At 29.6% G+C, this 17157-nt stretch carries 11 protein-coding genes and 1 tRNA gene; 4 read left to right on the top strand and 8 right to left on the bottom strand.

From position 1 onward, the window contains the following. Positions 1–635: 635 nt before the first annotated feature. Positions 636–773 carry a hypothetical protein gene (locus ERCISPPA3004_RS03385; RefSeq protein WP_232037595.1) on the top strand — a complete coding sequence of 46 codons (138 nt, stop codon included), beginning with the start codon at positions 636–638 and terminating at the stop codon, positions 771–773. Between the two features lie 418 nt (positions 774–1191). On the opposite strand, the gene grpE is transcribed toward ERCISPPA3004_RS03385, so the two are convergent. Continuing rightward, positions 1192–1788, bottom strand: a complete 597-nt coding sequence (gene grpE, locus ERCISPPA3004_RS02335; RefSeq protein ID WP_157990502.1) for a nucleotide exchange factor GrpE — start codon at positions 1786–1788, stop codon at positions 1192–1194. Between the two features lie 121 nt (positions 1789–1909). Here grpE and nadK point away from each other — a divergent pair, with 121 nt between their 5' ends. Then, positions 1910–2791: an NAD(+) kinase gene (gene nadK / locus ERCISPPA3004_RS02330; protein ID WP_157990501.1), complete on the top strand. Its 882-nt coding sequence runs from the start codon at positions 1910–1912 to the stop codon at positions 2789–2791. 125 nt (positions 2792–2916) lie between these two features. Here the strand turns inward: nadK and tig are convergent, their stop codons facing one another. Further along, a complete protein-coding gene (gene tig, locus ERCISPPA3004_RS02325; RefSeq protein WP_157990500.1) occupies positions 2917–4221 on the bottom strand; it encodes a trigger factor in 1305 nt (434 codons plus the stop codon). A gap of 1007 nt (positions 4222–5228) precedes the next feature. Further along, on the bottom strand, positions 5229–6278 hold the full coding sequence (ompA, locus tag ERCISPPA3004_RS02320) for a porin OmpA (protein ID WP_157990499.1): 1050 nt from the start codon (positions 6276–6278) through the stop codon (positions 5229–5231). A 1572-nt stretch (positions 6279–7850) separates the two neighbouring features. On the opposite strand from ompA, the gene corA reads away from it, so the two are divergent. Further along, positions 7851–8810 carry a magnesium/cobalt transporter CorA gene (gene corA, locus ERCISPPA3004_RS02315; RefSeq protein WP_157990498.1) on the top strand — a complete coding sequence of 320 codons (960 nt, stop codon included), beginning with the start codon at positions 7851–7853 and terminating at the stop codon, positions 8808–8810. 178 nt (positions 8811–8988) lie between these two features. Here the strand turns inward: corA and ispH are convergent, their stop codons facing one another. From ispH to ileS, 3 genes are all read right to left on the bottom strand, one after another. Then, on the bottom strand, positions 8989–9939 hold the full coding sequence (gene ispH / locus ERCISPPA3004_RS02310; protein WP_157990497.1) for a 4-hydroxy-3-methylbut-2-enyl diphosphate reductase: 951 nt from the start codon (positions 9937–9939) through the stop codon (positions 8989–8991). A gap of 815 nt (positions 9940–10754) precedes the next feature. After that, complete coding sequence (lspA, locus tag ERCISPPA3004_RS02305) at positions 10755–11243, bottom strand: signal peptidase II (RefSeq protein WP_157990496.1); 489 nt, start codon at positions 11241–11243, stop codon at positions 10755–10757. After that, positions 11240–14056: an isoleucine--tRNA ligase gene (gene ileS, locus ERCISPPA3004_RS02300; protein WP_157990495.1), complete on the bottom strand. Its 2817-nt coding sequence runs from the start codon at positions 14054–14056 to the stop codon at positions 11240–11242. The genes lspA and ileS overlap by 4 nt, the downstream gene beginning before the upstream one ends. Before the next feature lie 825 nt (positions 14057–14881). Here ileS and rpsT point away from each other — a divergent pair. Next, positions 14882–15193: a 30S ribosomal protein S20 gene (gene rpsT, locus ERCISPPA3004_RS02295; RefSeq protein ID WP_157990494.1), complete on the top strand. Its 312-nt coding sequence runs from the start codon at positions 14882–14884 to the stop codon at positions 15191–15193. A gap of 728 nt (positions 15194–15921) precedes the next feature. Here the strand turns inward: rpsT and ERCISPPA3004_RS02290 are convergent. Then, on the bottom strand, positions 15922–16089 hold the full coding sequence (locus ERCISPPA3004_RS02290) for a DNA gyrase inhibitor YacG (protein WP_157990493.1): 168 nt from the start codon (positions 16087–16089) through the stop codon (positions 15922–15924). Positions 16090–17072: 983 nt separating this feature from the next. Beyond that, positions 17073–17148: transfer RNA gene (locus ERCISPPA3004_RS02285), tRNA-Gly, on the bottom strand. Between the last annotated feature and the right edge of the window lie 9 nt (positions 17149–17157).

Genomic DNA, 17157 nt, shown 5'->3' with positions numbered 1-17157 from the left:
AGTCTCGTATTTATTATATTTTTATATTTTATAAAAAAATAAACACATGGTCTTATTTTTCAAAGCATTAGAGTACTCTTCATTGCGATATAATATATAATATGAAGCGTATTGTAGGTTTTTCTGCTATTTATATTAATAAACTATATTGTAAAAGGCTTTATCTTTTACTAATTGGTAGATATCATTATATAGTATATAACGATGTTAGTTATATTAACAACTATCAAGATAATAATTTTTTATTATATATAATAACTGAATATATCGATCAAGTATTATTTTGATAAATAATATCTTTATACACAAATTATAGAGTAACACGGTGATTTCTAAAATGACCTAGCGTAGTATTTTTCTGGGTGAAAAAAATCTATTTTAAGCATATTATAAATATAATATCTTGCGAAAGAACATTTCGGTAAGATTATCTGCCCCCCCTTTAATTATGTTATATTTAATACTTTTTATTTGCCGGAACTATCAGAGTTTAAAATAGTTATTCTTGGTCAAGATTCTTATTCTAGACCTAATTAGGCGCATGGGTTAGATTTTTCTATGTTACTTGATATTGTAACCCTCTGTCTCTGAAGAATATATATAAAGAATTTCTTAGTAATATGCCCGGATTTTAAGTGCTACCTTACGGATTTCTAAGGAGCTTGGCAGATCAAGGGGTGTTATTATTGAATGGTATTTTAATCGTAAAATCTGAAAAACCCCGTTCTTATGCCCATTTCGGTTTGGATATTTTTATCAATAAAATGATTTAAATCATCAATGAATATTGTAAAAAGATAGTTTTTTTGTGGGGCTCTCATGCTCAAGAAAAACTTAGTTTAATTGATTGTAATCGCCATTGTATATTACTTTTACCACATCCTTTTCTATTTTTTGCATATTGCGGATTTTTTTGGTTATTCTTACTTTTCCAAAGTAAATCCATAGCTGAATGATATAAGAAAAACAACCATCAATTAGATTCTATGATGAGTATTGATAATATTATTCTATATTTTAATATTAATTATGCATGATTAATATAGATAACTACAAGATTATAAATTATCATGTGTGGTTAAATATTTATTTAAGAGAATAAAAAGCATAAATCTTATAAAAACAGCAGCTATATAATGCAGCTACTGTTTTTATAAGTTGTGTATTTTACATACATCCTATTATCTGAAATTAATCAGTATGAATGGTTTTGCTTTTAGAAACAGCTACCATAGCAGGACGAAGGAGACGATTATTGAGCGTATAACCTTTTTGCATTACCATAATTACATGGTTTGGTTCTATATCTGCAGAATCCATTATCGTCATGGCTTGGTGAATCTCTGGGTTAAATGGTATGTTAATTTCACCAATAGCTTCTACTCCAAATTTTTTGACTGCATTTAGAAATGACTTCATTGTTAGTTCAATACCTTCAATCATTACCATTAGTTCAGGATTAGTTTTATCTGCTAGTTCCAATGCTCGTTCAAGATTGTCAATGACAGGTAATAGTTCGTTAATAAATCTTTCTAAAGTGAACTTATGTATCTTTTCTATCTCTGATTTCGTTCGACGTCGAATATTTTCAATTTCAGCTTGAGCGCGAAGTTGTATATCGCGTGCACTATTTTTAGATTCAGATAACTGTACCTCTAATTCAGCAAGACGTTTATCACGCTCTTCTATTACTCCTGCATCCTTCTCTTTGATCTTTTTTTCTATTTCTTGACTCTCAATGGTCTCTGAGACTGGTATATTAGGAATATTATGTTCTTGACTGCTCATAAATTTCTCCGCGTTTGTGCATATTCATTGCGCTGCTTTGTTTATTATGGGGGGTTTATATCACAGTTTCAAGAGAAGCGTCATTATTAGAGAAATTTACTTTTCAAGGAATATTAATAAAATGAATCAGCCCTTTAGTTGTATTGGGATCATTGGGTATCCGCGTTATCCTGCTATGCTTGCTACTTGTAAGATGCTATATCATTGGTTAATTGATACAGGTTATCAGGTTATCATTGAGAACAAGATTGCGAATGAATTAAATATATTAGAAAGAATAGCGACAGGTACTGTGTCGGAGATTGGTTGTGCTGCTGATCTTGCAATAGTAGTAGGTGGTGATGGCAGTATGTTAGGAGCCGCGCGTGATCTAGCGCAATATGATATTAAAGTAATAGGTATTAATCGTGGAAAATTAGGATTTTTAGCCGATCTTGATCCAGATCATTCACAAAAACAACTCTCAGACGTTTTAGAGGGACATTATGATATTGAAAGACGTTTTTTATTAGAAGCTCACGTATTGAGTCATTTAGGATCACCTTATATTGGCACTGCTATGAATGAAGTAGTACTCCATCCAGGTACAGTGGCACACATGATTGAATTTGAAGTATATATAGATGCAATGTTTGCTTTTTCCGAGCGCTCTGATGGTCTTATTGTCTCTACACCTACAGGTTCTACGGCCTACGCACTTTCTGCCGGGGGACCTATTTTGACGCCATCATTAGATGTTATAGCTCTTGTTCCGATGTTTCCGCATACATTATCAGCACGACCACTAGTAATTAGTAACAATAGTAGTATTTGTTTACGCTTCTCATGTATTTGTACTGACTTAAAGATTAGTTTTGATGGTCAAATATCCATACCTGTTCAAAATAATGGAGATATCTTAGTTTGTCGCACGAATTATTCCCTTAATTTAATTCATCCTAAAAATTATAACTATTTTAGTATACTGAATTCTAAACTTGGATGGTCAAAAAAATTTTTTTAAAAATTAATGTATATCGCGTTCTATATAGTCTCGTGTAGAAGAAGAGCATGAATTTATCTTGATGAATGAGAAGCTATTTTCTGATATGTACGATATAGGTAGATTATGCGTGAGTAGGGTTCGCTTTAGTGTTTAATAGGTGGATGCATAAATTTCTCAAAGGTTGTGCGTTTTTCAATGATTTGTGCTTTTCTGAGGATGGCTTCTACTGCTTGTTCTTCTAAATCAGTATTGTATATATTTTTCATTAGGTTAGTATTCGCTTGATATTGAGCTACGACCTCTTTTGGGTCGTCATAAGCAGAAGCTATATCTTCTATTAATATTCTAACACGCTCTTTATTAGCTGTAATATTATAGTTATAGATAACTTGAGTAAAAAGCAAATTTACTAGCATGTTATGCTTGGTTTCCTCAAACGAAAGCATGTGAGACGAATTCTCTTTTTTTTTGGCTTTGTTATTATAATTACTATCTGTTTGGTTTTTCCAAAGAGCCATCTTATTATTCACTAACTGATCTGGAATTTCTATGTAATTTGTTTGTACTAATGCGTTAATAACTTGTGACTTTATAAAATGACGGACAGCATTGTTGAGTTCACGTTGCATGTTTTGACGTACTTCTGCACGCAGTATTTCTAGAGAGCCTTCTTTAACGCCGAATTTTTTAATAAAATCTGGGTTAATTTCTGGAAGGGTGTGTGTTTCTACTTTTTTTACTAAAATGTTAAATTTTATCGTTTGTCCCTGTAACTCTAAGTTGTTGTAATTTTGTGAAAAATATACTTCATTTGTAAAGTATTCACCTGTTTTGTGCCCAATAATGCCTTCTTCAAAAATAGAGCTCATCTGTCCATTCCCGATGATCAATACAAGATTTGATTCTTTTAGATTCGGTAATGCATTATTATTTCTGGAGTCACTGAATTTTATTGTAACACGGTCTTTTGTCCTAATAGGAGCATTAGTCTCCTTCCAGATAGCTTGCTGTTGACGAAGTATTTGTATCATTGAATCAACATCAGAGTCAGTCACTGTTATAATTGGTTTTTCAATTTTTATGTTTTCAATTCCTTTTATCTTGATAGCTGGATGCATATCACATTGAACAGAAAAAGTGAAATCTGTATCATTTTCGCTTTCCAGTACAATGTATACTGGATTGCTAAATAGGTGAAATTGATTGTGTATCATCATATCCATAAAGTAACGCTGCATTAATTCGTTAATCACCTCTTGTCGAACGCAGTGACCATAACGTTGTTCTACAATATAAAGAGGAGCTTTTCCTGGACGAAAACCATCGATTTGTGATTTTTTTGCTATTTGTGCTAGTTTTTTTTTCACTGTATCTTCAATCACCATTTTTTTTATAGTGAGTGTTATAGACTTATTAAAATTCTGTATATTTTTTTTTAAAACTTTCATTTTTACCCCTAAATAACTTACTGATTTTATTTTCGAAAAATATTTTATATTGTTAAGAGTATAACTATATTATCAGGATACTGAGTTAACCTTTTATTTATAAAGTCTCTTCATTAGAGAGAATCAATTATATTATAATGAACTACAGTCCTATTGTGTTATCTGAAGCAGTGTGCAATCGATTTAATCGATAATTAAGATTATATGATTTTAGTTGTTTGCATGAGTTAAGCTTCATGATAGGATCATTATAAATTATGAGGATAAAAAGATTTTATAGATTATTATGATTATATAGAAGAGATTAAAATTTTTTTTATAATGCTTCTATTACATAATATTTTTATACATAAATAGTATATTACTAGTTGTCTCGATAGCAATCATAAATCATCATATTTTTATATTATTATCTACTATTTTATCTTAGTGCTTAAATAAGTACGCTTATTATACAACATAAACAGATAATACTTTAAATCTATCAAATATTGTTTAATGCAAAGTAGCTCAGATACTGTATAGTACATAACTCTATTTTTTTTATAGTTTTTTGATTTATAATTATTACATGTGCACCTTAATTATGAATAAGACAAAAAAATATATAATATTATATTATAATATATTAGCAATTGAAGAGTAACATGTGAAAAATAATATCTCATAAATGCTTATTTGAGCTGACCTGTTTTGTTGTAGAAACATTGAAAATATTATTTATTATAAAATAATAAGCATGTGTAATTATTTGCTTTTACATTTATGTTAGGTCAGGTGTTATATTAAAATAATCTTTAACATGTTTATGTTGTATTTTTTAAGATATGAATCTTATTAAGAGTTTTTTATTATTATTTATGATGCTATACCAAAAATTAATGTATTTTCTATTTTTAGAATAAACAATTTTCCGTTAAGTAATACAATGTTATGTAATAATTAACTAGATATACTATATATACCCCTATAATTAGAGGTATATATAGACATAATGCTTTATTAAATTACTGATTTTCGATATCTTGAATATCTTTAACTTCAATTTCTACACGTCGATCTGGTGCTAAACAGACAATCAATTCTTGTTGATTATGCACTGCATCGCATGTATGTGTGGAAGCTGGATTAGCACTGCCTTCACTATGTGAAGAAATCTGATCATTAGGTACGCCCTTATTTACTAAATAGTCTACAACTGCTTGAGTTCGTTTTTCAGATAGTTTCTGATTATACTGCTCCGAACCAATACGGTCACTATAACCTACTACTACTATAGAAACATCTTTGGTTTCTAGACTATTAACTTTAGTGTATAATTGATCTAAGATCTTTTGACCATCTGCATTTAGATTAGCTTGATTAAATGCAAATAGTACATCAGATTTTAAAGTGAAATGATTATTGTCTGGAGTGGAAGGTGATAAAGGAACAATACTTTCTTCTTCATTTTTACCAAAATGATAAGCAAGACCGATATTAAGTAAGCTATTGTCAGGACGTGCACCAATAGTTCTAGCATTTCCAATATTATTTACCCATTGGTAATCTAGTCGTGTTGACCAATTTTTATTGATAGTATATTCCATTCCAAGTGCTATAAGTGGTGACACACCGTTATCTTTAGAGCGCAATTTAGCATGGGTTGGGTTAGTTTGTGCTGTATTTGCATGCCACATCATGCTACCCAAGCGGGTATATGCATTAAGATTATTAGAAATTGGATAGTTAATTTTTGCTGCTAGCTGGACTCCTTGTGCTTTAAAGGCACCATGAGTGGTTTTGCCTTTGTTTGGCATTCGACCCAACCAGTCATATCCTAAATCAAAACTTAAATGCGGATTCGCTTGATAACCAAAAAATATACCGGAACCTATCTGGTTTGGATGATTAGGGCCCTCATTTTTTTGATATGGGATATTAGAGTAATCGATATCATTATAATGAGACCAGCCCAATTTAATACCACTATACCAACTGTTATCTTTAGGAGTAGCTCGAGCTACTGTAGCAACACTAGCCAATGCTACTGCAATTGCGATAGCTGTTTTTTTCATGTTTTTAGGCCTCGTTATCATTTTAAATAAGCAATGAGCATAAGTTAGCTCTTTCGGTTTATTTCTTGCCAAGTGATTCAGTTTATTTATTTTTCTGCCATAATTATATAAACACTTGGTACCTTAACGCACTAAAGTCTACAACGTGCTGAAAAACTTACAAGCATGTTATTACATACCTTAATATAATAATCAGCAGAAACATAAACTATAACAAAGCTTCTGTGTTTGAGGAATGGGTATGAAATAATAATATACTATTTTAGTATATTAATTTAGGCTCATAGGTTGTAATGCTTAATACTATGATTACAATGAGAACGATAAATCGTTCTATGTAGTATTAAAAATCTTTTAAGATCATTTTCTGTGATATGTGACAGACATCTCACAAAATATTTTTAGTGCATGTATCCCATATTATATATGGGGTTAGTAATCATATGCTCTGTATTATGCGCTTATCTCCAGGTTAGTGAACAAGAAATCGATAATGATTATTATATAATCTCATCTAAATTGAGTAAAATTTTTAAGAGTATAACAAATAAGTTTTTCTAGATCTGTATAGATAGCTATAATGTTTCTATAAAATTAAAACATACGAATACTATGTATAGCATACATGGTTCTATGAAGACCAGGCTTTCTAGTGTTATATATGTTTTATACATCTTCTGAAACGATTTCATAGTTAAAATATCTAATAATACAGTAAAATACTGTATTTTATATTGTAAAAAAACCATGATGTTTCTAGAGTTAGTAATAAATAAAAAAATCAATGTAAATATTATAGTGCTAATATAAATAGACTGCATACGCAAAAAAATGAAATATTCTAATAATAAAAACAATACAGATCAGGATACACTGAAGAAGCACAGTCGATCTAGTATTTTTATAAAAAATATTAAATTCTTGCTTTAGTATTTTGTAGAATGAAGGAAGATTAAACAGATATTTTTAGTGATTTTAGTACAGGAAAAACGTCCATGTGGGTTGGTTAGCAATAATAGATATTATCTATGATGTATAGTTTTGATACAGACGGTTAGATTAGGATAAAAATAATAATTTAAACTTTGTATATTTCGTGCAGATGTTGTTAGCAGACAACATGCTTAATTAGTTTTTTATACTACCGTAGATCTTTAGTGAAAAAAATATCATAAAATATATAAAATGCATATATAGGGTAATATATTATGTATTTGAAATATTAATTATAATTAAAGAATACGCATAACGCATGACTATAAGTAAAAATAGTTTAATTAAGAATGTTAAGCTTTTGTGTAAATTAGCATAAGTTAAATGTCTTAAAGAGAGACTCGTTGTTATTAAAATTACTAGCAGGCTAGAACAGTACAATGATTCTAGTTAAAATTCATAGGATTAAATAAAATTTATTCTGTATTATACTCTGACCATCTTAATAGTAGATACTTAAAATAAACTTTGAATAGCATAAGGTGATGTGTGATAAATTCCATGATGAGTCTTGCTTTATTAAATCAAGCTGTATTCAGATCTTTACCTAATTTACCATCTTAACTTGAGAAAATAGCTATGTTGAACGCATTTAAACTAGAGAGCAGTCATCTGCGTCGACTTGTGTTGGGGGATCCCAATAGTAGCGATAATCTTAGTGAATCAATTTGGGTAGATCTCGTTGGGCCAGAAGAAACACAACGTGCTCGTGTACACAGCGTACTAGGTCAAGTGTTAGCTACAAGTCCAGAATTAGAAGATATAGAGGCTTCAGCTCGCTTTTTCGAAGATGAAGATGGTTTGCATATTCATTCTTTTTTTCTATATGAGGACATAGATGATCATGCTGGAAATTCAACAGTAGCATTTACTATCCGTGGAGGTCGTTTGTATACCTTACGCGAAAGAGAGCTGCCAGCCTTTCGCTTATATCGTATGCGAGCGAGAAATCAAGTATTAATTGATGGTAATGCTTATGAGATCTTACTTGATTTGTTTGAAACAAAAATTGAGCAATTAGCTGATGAAATAGAAAACATCTCCAGTAATCTAGAAAAATTTAGCAGAGTAATCATGGAAGGTCAGCAGGGGGATGAATTTGATAATGCTCTTTTAGCTTTGGCAGGTCAAGAGGATATAGGGTGGAAAATACGCCTTTGCTTAATGGATACACAAAGAGCATTAAATTTCTTAGTACGAAAAACTCGGTTACCTTGTAATCAGTTAGCGCAAGCGCGTGAAATTTTACGTGATGTTGAATCGTTATTACCGCATACTGAATCACTTTTCCAGAAGGTAAATTTTTTAATGCAAGCAGCAATGGGTTTTATTAATATTGAACAAAGTCGTATTATTAAAATTTTTTCGGTAGTATCAGTAGTGTTTTTGCCTCCAACATTAGTAGCATCTAGCTATGGAATGAATTTTTCTTTTATGCCAGAACTGAGATGGAGTTTAGGATATCCATCAGCAATATTGCTAATGATATTAGCAGGTCTGGCCCCTTATGCTTATTTCAAGCGGAAAAAATGGCTATAAAGTTATTTTTTATGTTTTATAGGTCTTATGTAAATAATAAGAATTGATTTAAACTTTTCTTAATTAAGCGTATATATAATAGATAATTATATTATAATGCCTTTTAGGTGCTTTAAATATTAAAAATAATTTATATTTATATCTTTATTCTATGTGATGGGGACCCTGAATAGGATAATTAATAAGAATTTTCAGTTTTTATTCGTAATTCTTTTGGCATTTTAAATGTTATATTTTCTGCATGACCAAGAAGTTCTAAGCTGTGTGTGGCGCCAAGTTCCATGATTTTTTGAATAACCTGTCTTACAAGAATATCTGGCGCTGATGCTCCAGCAGTAATACCAACACAGTTTATACTGTGTAACCATTCTTCCTGAATATCTAGATCAGAGTCAATCAAATACGCTTGACATCCTAATTGTCTAGAAAGCTCTGCTAATCGGTTAGAATTAGAGGAATTTTTTGAACCAACGACTAATATTAGATCGGCATAATGCGCAAGATCTTTAATTGCTTGCTGTCGATTGGTTGTAGCGTAACAGATATCATTTTTACGTGATCCGATAATTTTAGGAAAACGAGAACGCAAAGCATTAATAATTTTTTGACTTTCGTCAATTGATAAAGTGGTTTGCATCATAAATCGTAGATTCTCTTTATCTTTTACCTGCAGCTTAAATACATCACTTAATGTACTAACTAAATATATTCCACCATATTCGTTTGTGTACTGACCCATGGTACCCGTTACCTCTGGATGACCTTCATGGCCAATAAAAATAGCCTCTACACCTTGCTGACTAGCGCGCCATACTTCTAGATGAACCTTTTTTACCAATGGACAGGTAGCATCATATACTATTAAATCCCGTGCTATTGTTTTATCATAAACTAATTTAGAGACACCGTGAGCAGAAAAGATAACAATAGATCTATCTGGTATCTGATCTATTTCTTCAATAAAAACAACTCCTCGATTTCTCAAGTTATTTACGACATAACGATTATGTACTATTTCATGACGCACGTAGATTGGTGCGCCATATATACCCAAAACACGCTCAACAATATTAATCGCTCGATCAACGCCAGCACAAAAACCGCGTGGATTAGCTAGTAAAATTTTCATAACTGATCTCCAATTACGATCAGATTGCAGTAATTAACATTAACTTATGATACATTTTTAATGTTGAGAACACAGAATAGGAAAATGATAGATTTTTTATCAAGAGATTTAACCGAATTAAAAAACTTTTATGAAATTATAATCTATTATATTAGACATAATTAGATCCTAGGAGTTCTTATATATTGACGTATGAGAATAGGCTTTTAATTTTTTATTGAAGATTAAGATATCTGATAGAAAAATATATAACATTATTTAATATATTTATATTAACCTAAAAATTGACTCTATGTCAGAAAAGAAGAGTGAATAGACATATTTTTAATTGATTTTATTCAGTTTATAGATAGATATATGTTACCTTTTTCATTTTTTTAGGGAAACTGTATAAAAACTATCATTGAGTTGTGAGTGTTATAAGCTACCAATGGGAATTAGTTCTTGTGTAATTTTACAATTATAATTTTATTCACTTATATATAATATATATTAAAAATTTTTATTAAGTATTTCGAGTATATATAACAAAATAGGTCAAAAAATTATTAACTTATAGAATCACCCTGTAAATTACTTATTAAGGATTCGCTTATCGTGAAGTTTTCCTTTTTTGATAATTTTTGCATGATAGTGAATAATTTTAAAATTAAGATAGAACTCACATTAATTAGTGATTAATGAGAGATAATATGAAAACGACTATAATTTTATTTTTCGAGATCACGCTTGAGATTGCTTGTTACAAGAATTTAGTAATCTAATTATAAAAGATATTTGAAAATATCTTATTATAATATAAATTATAATTTATATTATTTTTTGTTTTTTATTATTTTTCTTAATATAAGAAGAATAGATCCTATACAGATTGCACTATCTGCAATATTAAATGTTGCAAAATGCCATTCACCAACATAAAAGTCAATAAAATCAATAACAAAACCATGATAAATACGATCATAAAGATTACCTAATGCCCCACCTATTATTAAAGTATAGAAAATATTATTATATTTATCGTCAGTACAGTTTAAATATACTTTAACTAATAAGACCATAACTAGAATACCAGTAATACTAGATAATAACCAACGATGCCATCCGTCCTGACTAGACAAAAAACTAAATGCTGCACCAAAATTACGAGTATAATAAAAATTTAAAAGTGGCATGATTGATATGGATTCATGCAGCATGAGGTGCTTCATAATCCATTCTTTACTACTCACGTCAATAACTATTAAAATAAACGCCAGCCATACTAAGCGCAATCTGTGGTAGTGTAAATTTAAATTGATCATGCAAATTTTCGCTCTTCACCATCACCAATTATATTAGTAATACAACGATTACAAATGTCTGGATATATTGTATTTTGGCCAATATCATTTGTGTGATGCCAGCATCTTAAGCATTTTTTATCGTCAGATTTATGAAGTATAATCTTAAGGTTTTTTAAGAGTGGGCTCTGATAGGCGTACGTAGGTGCTTGGTTTATATCTAAAACTACTGCTTTAGATGTAAGTAAAACAAAACGCAATTCTTCATTTAGACAAAGCAACTTATCTGATAACTCCGAATCCGCGTAGAGCATTATGTTAACTTCTAGTGAATTTCTAATGAGTTGATCAATACGAGCCTGCTCTATAATTTTGTTAACTGCTCCACGTACTTTTAGAATTTGATCCCAATACATGTTATTCATTATTTCGTGATCAGATAAAGTGAATAAATTGTCATACCATTCTTCAGTGAAAACGTATTTCGCCCTATTGCCAGGTAAGTATTGCCATATTTCATCCGCGGTAAAGGAAAGAATAGGTGCCATCCAGCGCACTAAAGCTTCAGAAATATGCCATAATGCTGTTTGACAACTTCGGCGAGCTACGCTATTAGTTTTAGTAGTATACTGACGATCTTTAATAACATCTAAATAAAAAGCTCCCATCTCAATAGAGCAGAAATGTACTATACGTTGCACTACCTCATGAAACTGATAAGTTTCGTACGAGGCAATAATAGCATTTTGCGCTGCTAAGGCACGACCTACTGCCCACTGATCTAATATTAACATCTTTTCTTTGTTTATTTGGTCTGTGACTGGAGAAAATCCTGTTAGATTAGCTATTAGAAAACGCGCAGTATTTCGGATTCGACGATAGCTCTCTGAAGATCCTTTTAGAATTTGATTAGAAAAAGCAATTTCTCCTGCATAATTAGTTGAGGCTGTCCAAAGACGAAGAATATCTGCGCCAAGTGTATTAATAATATCTAGTGGTCTGATAGAATTTCCCTGAGATTTTGACATTTTTCGACCTTGGCCATCTACAGTAAATCCATGGGTTATTACTTGTCGATATGGCGCTACTCCTCTTGTGGCTGTGGATATTAATAAAGAAGACATAAACCATCCACGGTGTTGATCTGAACCTTCTAGATACATATCTGGTGTATTACCGTAATATTCAGGATGATCTTTAATCACTGAATGAATGGTTGATCCCGAATCAAACCAAACGTCTAATGTATCAGATATTTTATTATAATGTTCTGTATCAACATCGATCATCTCATAGCTATTTAAATCCCACCAAGCTTGAATACCAATTTTCTCTACTCGTTTCGCAACTTTTTCCATTATCTCTAACGATTTAGGGTGTATTTGATTGTTCTTTTTATGTACAAAAAGAGGTATGGGAACACCCCAGGTTCTCTGACGGGAGATACACCAATCTGGGCGATGAGACAACATGCTATGAATTCTCGTTTCACCCCATCTTGGTATCCAAGATACTGATTTTATGCTCTCTAAACATTGTGTACGCAATCCTTTTTGATCCATGCTAATAAACCATTGCGGAGTAGCACGAAAGATAATAGGAGTTTTATGACGCCAGCAGTGTGGATAGCTATGATCAATAGTTTCTATATGCAGTAAGGCGCCTTTTTTATCTAATACGTCAAGAATAATGTCGTTAGCTTGAAAAACATTGATACCATCTATTTTTGGCCAAATTCCAGATAGATAACAACCATCTGGTCCTATTGGATTAATAGTTTGAATAGAATATTTTTGACTGACGGTATAATCATCTAAGCCATGGTCAGGGGCGGTATGTACTGCACCAGTACCCGCGTCTAGTGTAATATGTTCACCAAGAATCACTGGAATGGTGTGAGATAAAAATGGATGTTGAAATCCCATCATTTCTAAGGATTTTCCTTGTAAAGATCCTAATACAGTCCACTGACTTACCCCAATACGAGGCATGACTATATTAACCATATCTTCTGCAAGAATAATAGCTCTATCCATGATTTGGATCAGCTGATAGCTAAATTTTGGGTGTACTGAAATAGCGCGATTTGCAGGTAGAGTCCACGGAGTTGTTGTCCATATTATTATAGAAATTGGACCGTGAACGCAAGTAGTAGTAAATTTTCTCTGTACTACTTGCTTATCTACAGCATTAAATAGAACCGTTATAGACGGAGATTTTTTATTTAGATATTCAATTTCCGCATCTGCCATAGCAGATTGACAATCTAAGCACCATTGCACTGGCTTGATGCCCTGATATACATGACCGTTTTTAATGATTTTTCTCAATGTTCGGATAATATTAGCTTCCGTTTGAAAATGCATAGTCTGATAAGGATTATCCCAATCTCCTAATACGCCAAGACGTATAAAATCAGATTTTTGTTCATCAACTTGTTTATTAGCATATTTTCTACAGGCTCTGCGAAATTCTGCTGGGCTAATTTTTTCACCAGGTTTGCCGAGGAGCTTCTCAACCTGATGTTCAATTGGTAGACCATGACAGTCCCAGCCAGGAATATAAGGTGCGTTATAACCTGACAGGCTTTTTGATTTAATAATAATATCTTTCAGAATTTTATTAACTGCATGACCAATATGAATGTTACCATTGGCATAAGGCGGGCCATCGTGTAGCAAAAATATTTTTTTTCCTATTTTTGCTGTTCGGATTATATTGTATAGCTTGTCATTGTGCCAACGTTGCAAGATATTTGGTTCTTTTTTTGCTAAATGACCTCTCATTGGAAAATTTGTCATTGGTAAATTCAAGGTAGCTTTATAGTCAATCATTAAGATTCTCGATTTTATCTCTGTTGGTTGTATTAATAAATAAATAGTAACTAATGTCAATCACACCTTGTAGTGCAATAGTTAATGTAAGTTATTTATAATATGTCTAATATGCTATTTTTTATTTATTTCGGTTTTTTTTTAATTCTTTTAAATCGCTCATATAAAATTAAAAATAATGGATGATTGATATAGTCCGATTACTTTTATATAGTAATGAGAATATATAGTAGTTAAAATTATAATATTAATTATTTATTTAATCTTAATAAAATTAAATTAATCAAAAATAAAATATAAATAATTTTATTAAACTTTTTATTCTGTATTACTTATAATAACTTTGTATACTTTTATAAATATAAACATAATACTTTGATAAATATAAACATAAATATAAATATAATTAAATATTAGTTATATTAAAGAGAACATTATGCTAGTGATAGGATATATGTCTTGTATTTTTTTATAAAAAACACGATATTTTATGATTGATTATCATAACAGTATCGACATAAAAAGAAAAATACTACTCTCTAAAAACTACTATCTCAAATAGCTAGGCATCAAAAAAAATACTAAGGTTGTTAACATGTTCATGCGGGTTATGGCAATATAAGTGAAATTATTACAGTCCTTGAACTATCTATAAGTTCACTTATGGGTTATTTGTATTCTAGATATATTATCATACCTGTTTGCATGATATTTATTTGATTTTTGTCTTACAAAACTTATTGACAATTATTGGAGTACAGACAATACTTGACAAAAGTTTAGATAGAAATGTTAAAAAATACTATTTAGTTTAGGAGTAAAATTTTGGCTAATATTCAATCAGCTAAGAAGCGGATCATAACATCTGAAAGACGTCGTAAACATAATGCAAGTCGTAGATCTATGATACGTACTTTTATTAAAAAAGTATATGTAGCTATTGCAACTGGTGATAAAATCATCGCACACCATGCATTTAGTGTTATGCAACCATTAATAGATCGGCAAGCTTCTAAAGGTTTAATTCACAAAAACAAGGCCGCACGCTATAAATCTAATCTCATGGCAAAGATTAAAATGATGCCTAAATCTAAAGCTAATAATAATTTGTCTAGTATAGAATCTAATCTAGAATAAATCTATTCTTATAATATGAATTAAAAACAATATGAATTAAAAAAGATAATAATATGGAGAAGAGGTTATGTTTACTAAGAACCTAAGATTTTTTTTTCTGAAAGATTGTATCTATACATAAATAGATAATATTGCTCATATTTTATTATTTTGATGTAAAGATATAACATCGCTAATGCATATAAAGTTAACAGTTTTGTTAATTATTATGAACAATACTAAAAACAACAGTAATAATTATTATGATATTATTTTCTATAATATATTTATTTCATAAAATTTATGTAATTAAAAATTTTTAAAATGTAGCTAAGATTTAAATCTAGAACGATCTAAAGCAGATAATTTAATATAGTTTTATATGTTTTTTATTTAAGTTTAGGGAGAATGAACCAAGCTTTAAGATGATGATTTGGGAAAATATTTTGATAAAAATTTTTATAAAATTAACATTAATTTTTATTAAAATATATATAATAAAGATCACGTCTGATTTATATTTGTATTCAACACAAATAAATATTTTCTAAATAATATATTTAAAATTTTATAAGTCGTACATTGTCATTTTATATGTAATTAGTTTAGTAATAAGTTTTAGTGCAAAATTTTAAAAAAATCAGGTATGTAAGATAATTTATATCAAAATGTTGTCAGACAATAAACATCACTCATTAAAAGAGATATCAAAAAAATAAACATAAATATAAATGTAAAGAATCTTTCTTTTAATTTTTATTAAACTTCAGCGATTGATTAATTTTTTCTTCAATTAACCATTCTCCTAGGTCAATTAACTGGCAACGTTTACTGCAAAATGGACGCCATTTATTGAACTGATCCCATATTATTTGCTTACTACAAATAGGACACTTCACTGTAGTTATGCAGCTCATAATGCTTCTCTTTTTTGATATATTACAGAATAACTTTGAAGAAATAGTGAATAAATTGATCATGATCAGATTAAATTTTATTAAAAAATAAAATTATTTTTATAAAGGTTAATTCATTTAGTTAATGTAATTATTTGATAATTTTTTATGATTATTTATATGTTGCGAAAAGTAATAAAAACTTTTTACTATCTAAGATAGTATGTAAAATTTATTGTTTATTGATTTATTATTTATTTAATGTATTTTACAATTTGTAAAATATTTTTATCTAATTTTTTATCCATCGACTTGGTATAGATAATAGATGTTAATGTTAATTAAGCAGTATACTTATATTATCACGTGCTATTTTATTTGTTACAAACTGATTAAGTGGCATACTACTTAAGAAGTTAGATGATCTTTTGTTGTACGCATGTGTATCTAAATATTAGATAATATCATTATTTATATCATTGAAAATTTTTGAATAATTAATCTAATTTTACTTTCTAATTGTTTAATAAATATTAAAAGACATTTAATGACTTATATTATAAATATAGAAAATTGTCATATTTTTTTGAGATAGCTCTTAAAAGTTTCTTGTGTTACTTAATATAATAATATCTATTTGATAGGTGTTTTAATGTTTTATGCAGATCTTTCTATCTTACTATAATGTATATTTAATTTTCGTTTTATATTATAAAATATATTATCAGTATTTTTACTTAACTGAGTAAAATAACTATATAAAACGACTATCTTATACTATATTGTTTTTTTTTAAAAGATTAATAAAAATATTAAAGATATACTATATTAAAGGTATGCTATATTAAAGGTATGCTATTGATGTAATCAAGTGAATGGGATATATATTCTATAATGTTATCTTTGTATATCTTATAGTTGATTATATATGTACCTTGGATTTTTGTAAATTAGACTATAAATCTTTAACATCTAAAATCTAGTAGTTGAGTATATATTTTATTTGGAGCGGGAAACGAGACTTGAACTCGCGACCCCGACCTTGGCAAGGTCGTGCTCTACCAACTGAGCTATTCCCGCTAATATATA

The sequence above is a fragment of the Candidatus Erwinia haradaeae genome (assembly GCF_900698995.1).
In the GTDB taxonomy this organism is placed as follows: Bacteria; Pseudomonadota; Gammaproteobacteria; order Enterobacterales; family Enterobacteriaceae; genus Erwinia_E; species Erwinia_E haradaeae_C.
The sequence above is the reverse complement of the archived record's forward strand: the minus strand, read 5'-3'. Positions and strand labels throughout refer to the sequence as shown.

What these genes read in the sequence shown, in the direction of transcription:
- grpE (WP_157990502.1), bottom strand. Translation starts at nt 1,788, where the DNA reads ATGAGCAGTCAAGAACATAATATTCCTAATATACCAGTCTCAGAGACC.
- nadK (WP_157990501.1), top strand. Translation starts at nt 1,910, where the DNA reads ATGAATCAGCCCTTTAGTTGTATTGGGATCATTGGGTATCCGCGTTAT.
- tig (WP_157990500.1), bottom strand. Translation starts at nt 4,221, where the DNA reads ATGAAAGTTTTAAAAAAAAATATACAGAATTTTAATAAGTCTATAACA.
- ompA (WP_157990499.1), bottom strand. Translation starts at nt 6,278, where the DNA reads ATGAAAAAAACAGCTATCGCAATTGCAGTAGCATTGGCTAGTGTTGCT.
- corA (WP_157990498.1), top strand. Translation starts at nt 7,851, where the DNA reads ATGTTGAACGCATTTAAACTAGAGAGCAGTCATCTGCGTCGACTTGTG.
- ispH (WP_157990497.1), bottom strand. Translation starts at nt 9,939, where the DNA reads ATGAAAATTTTACTAGCTAATCCACGCGGTTTTTGTGCTGGCGTTGAT.
- lspA (WP_157990496.1), bottom strand. Translation starts at nt 11,243, where the DNA reads ATGATCAATTTAAATTTACACTACCACAGATTGCGCTTAGTATGGCTG.
- ileS (WP_157990495.1), bottom strand. Translation starts at nt 14,056, where the DNA reads ATGATTGACTATAAAGCTACCTTGAATTTACCAATGACAAATTTTCCA.
- ERCISPPA3004_RS02290 (WP_157990493.1), bottom strand. Translation starts at nt 16,089, where the DNA reads ATGAGCTGCATAACTACAGTGAAGTGTCCTATTTGTAGTAAGCAAATA.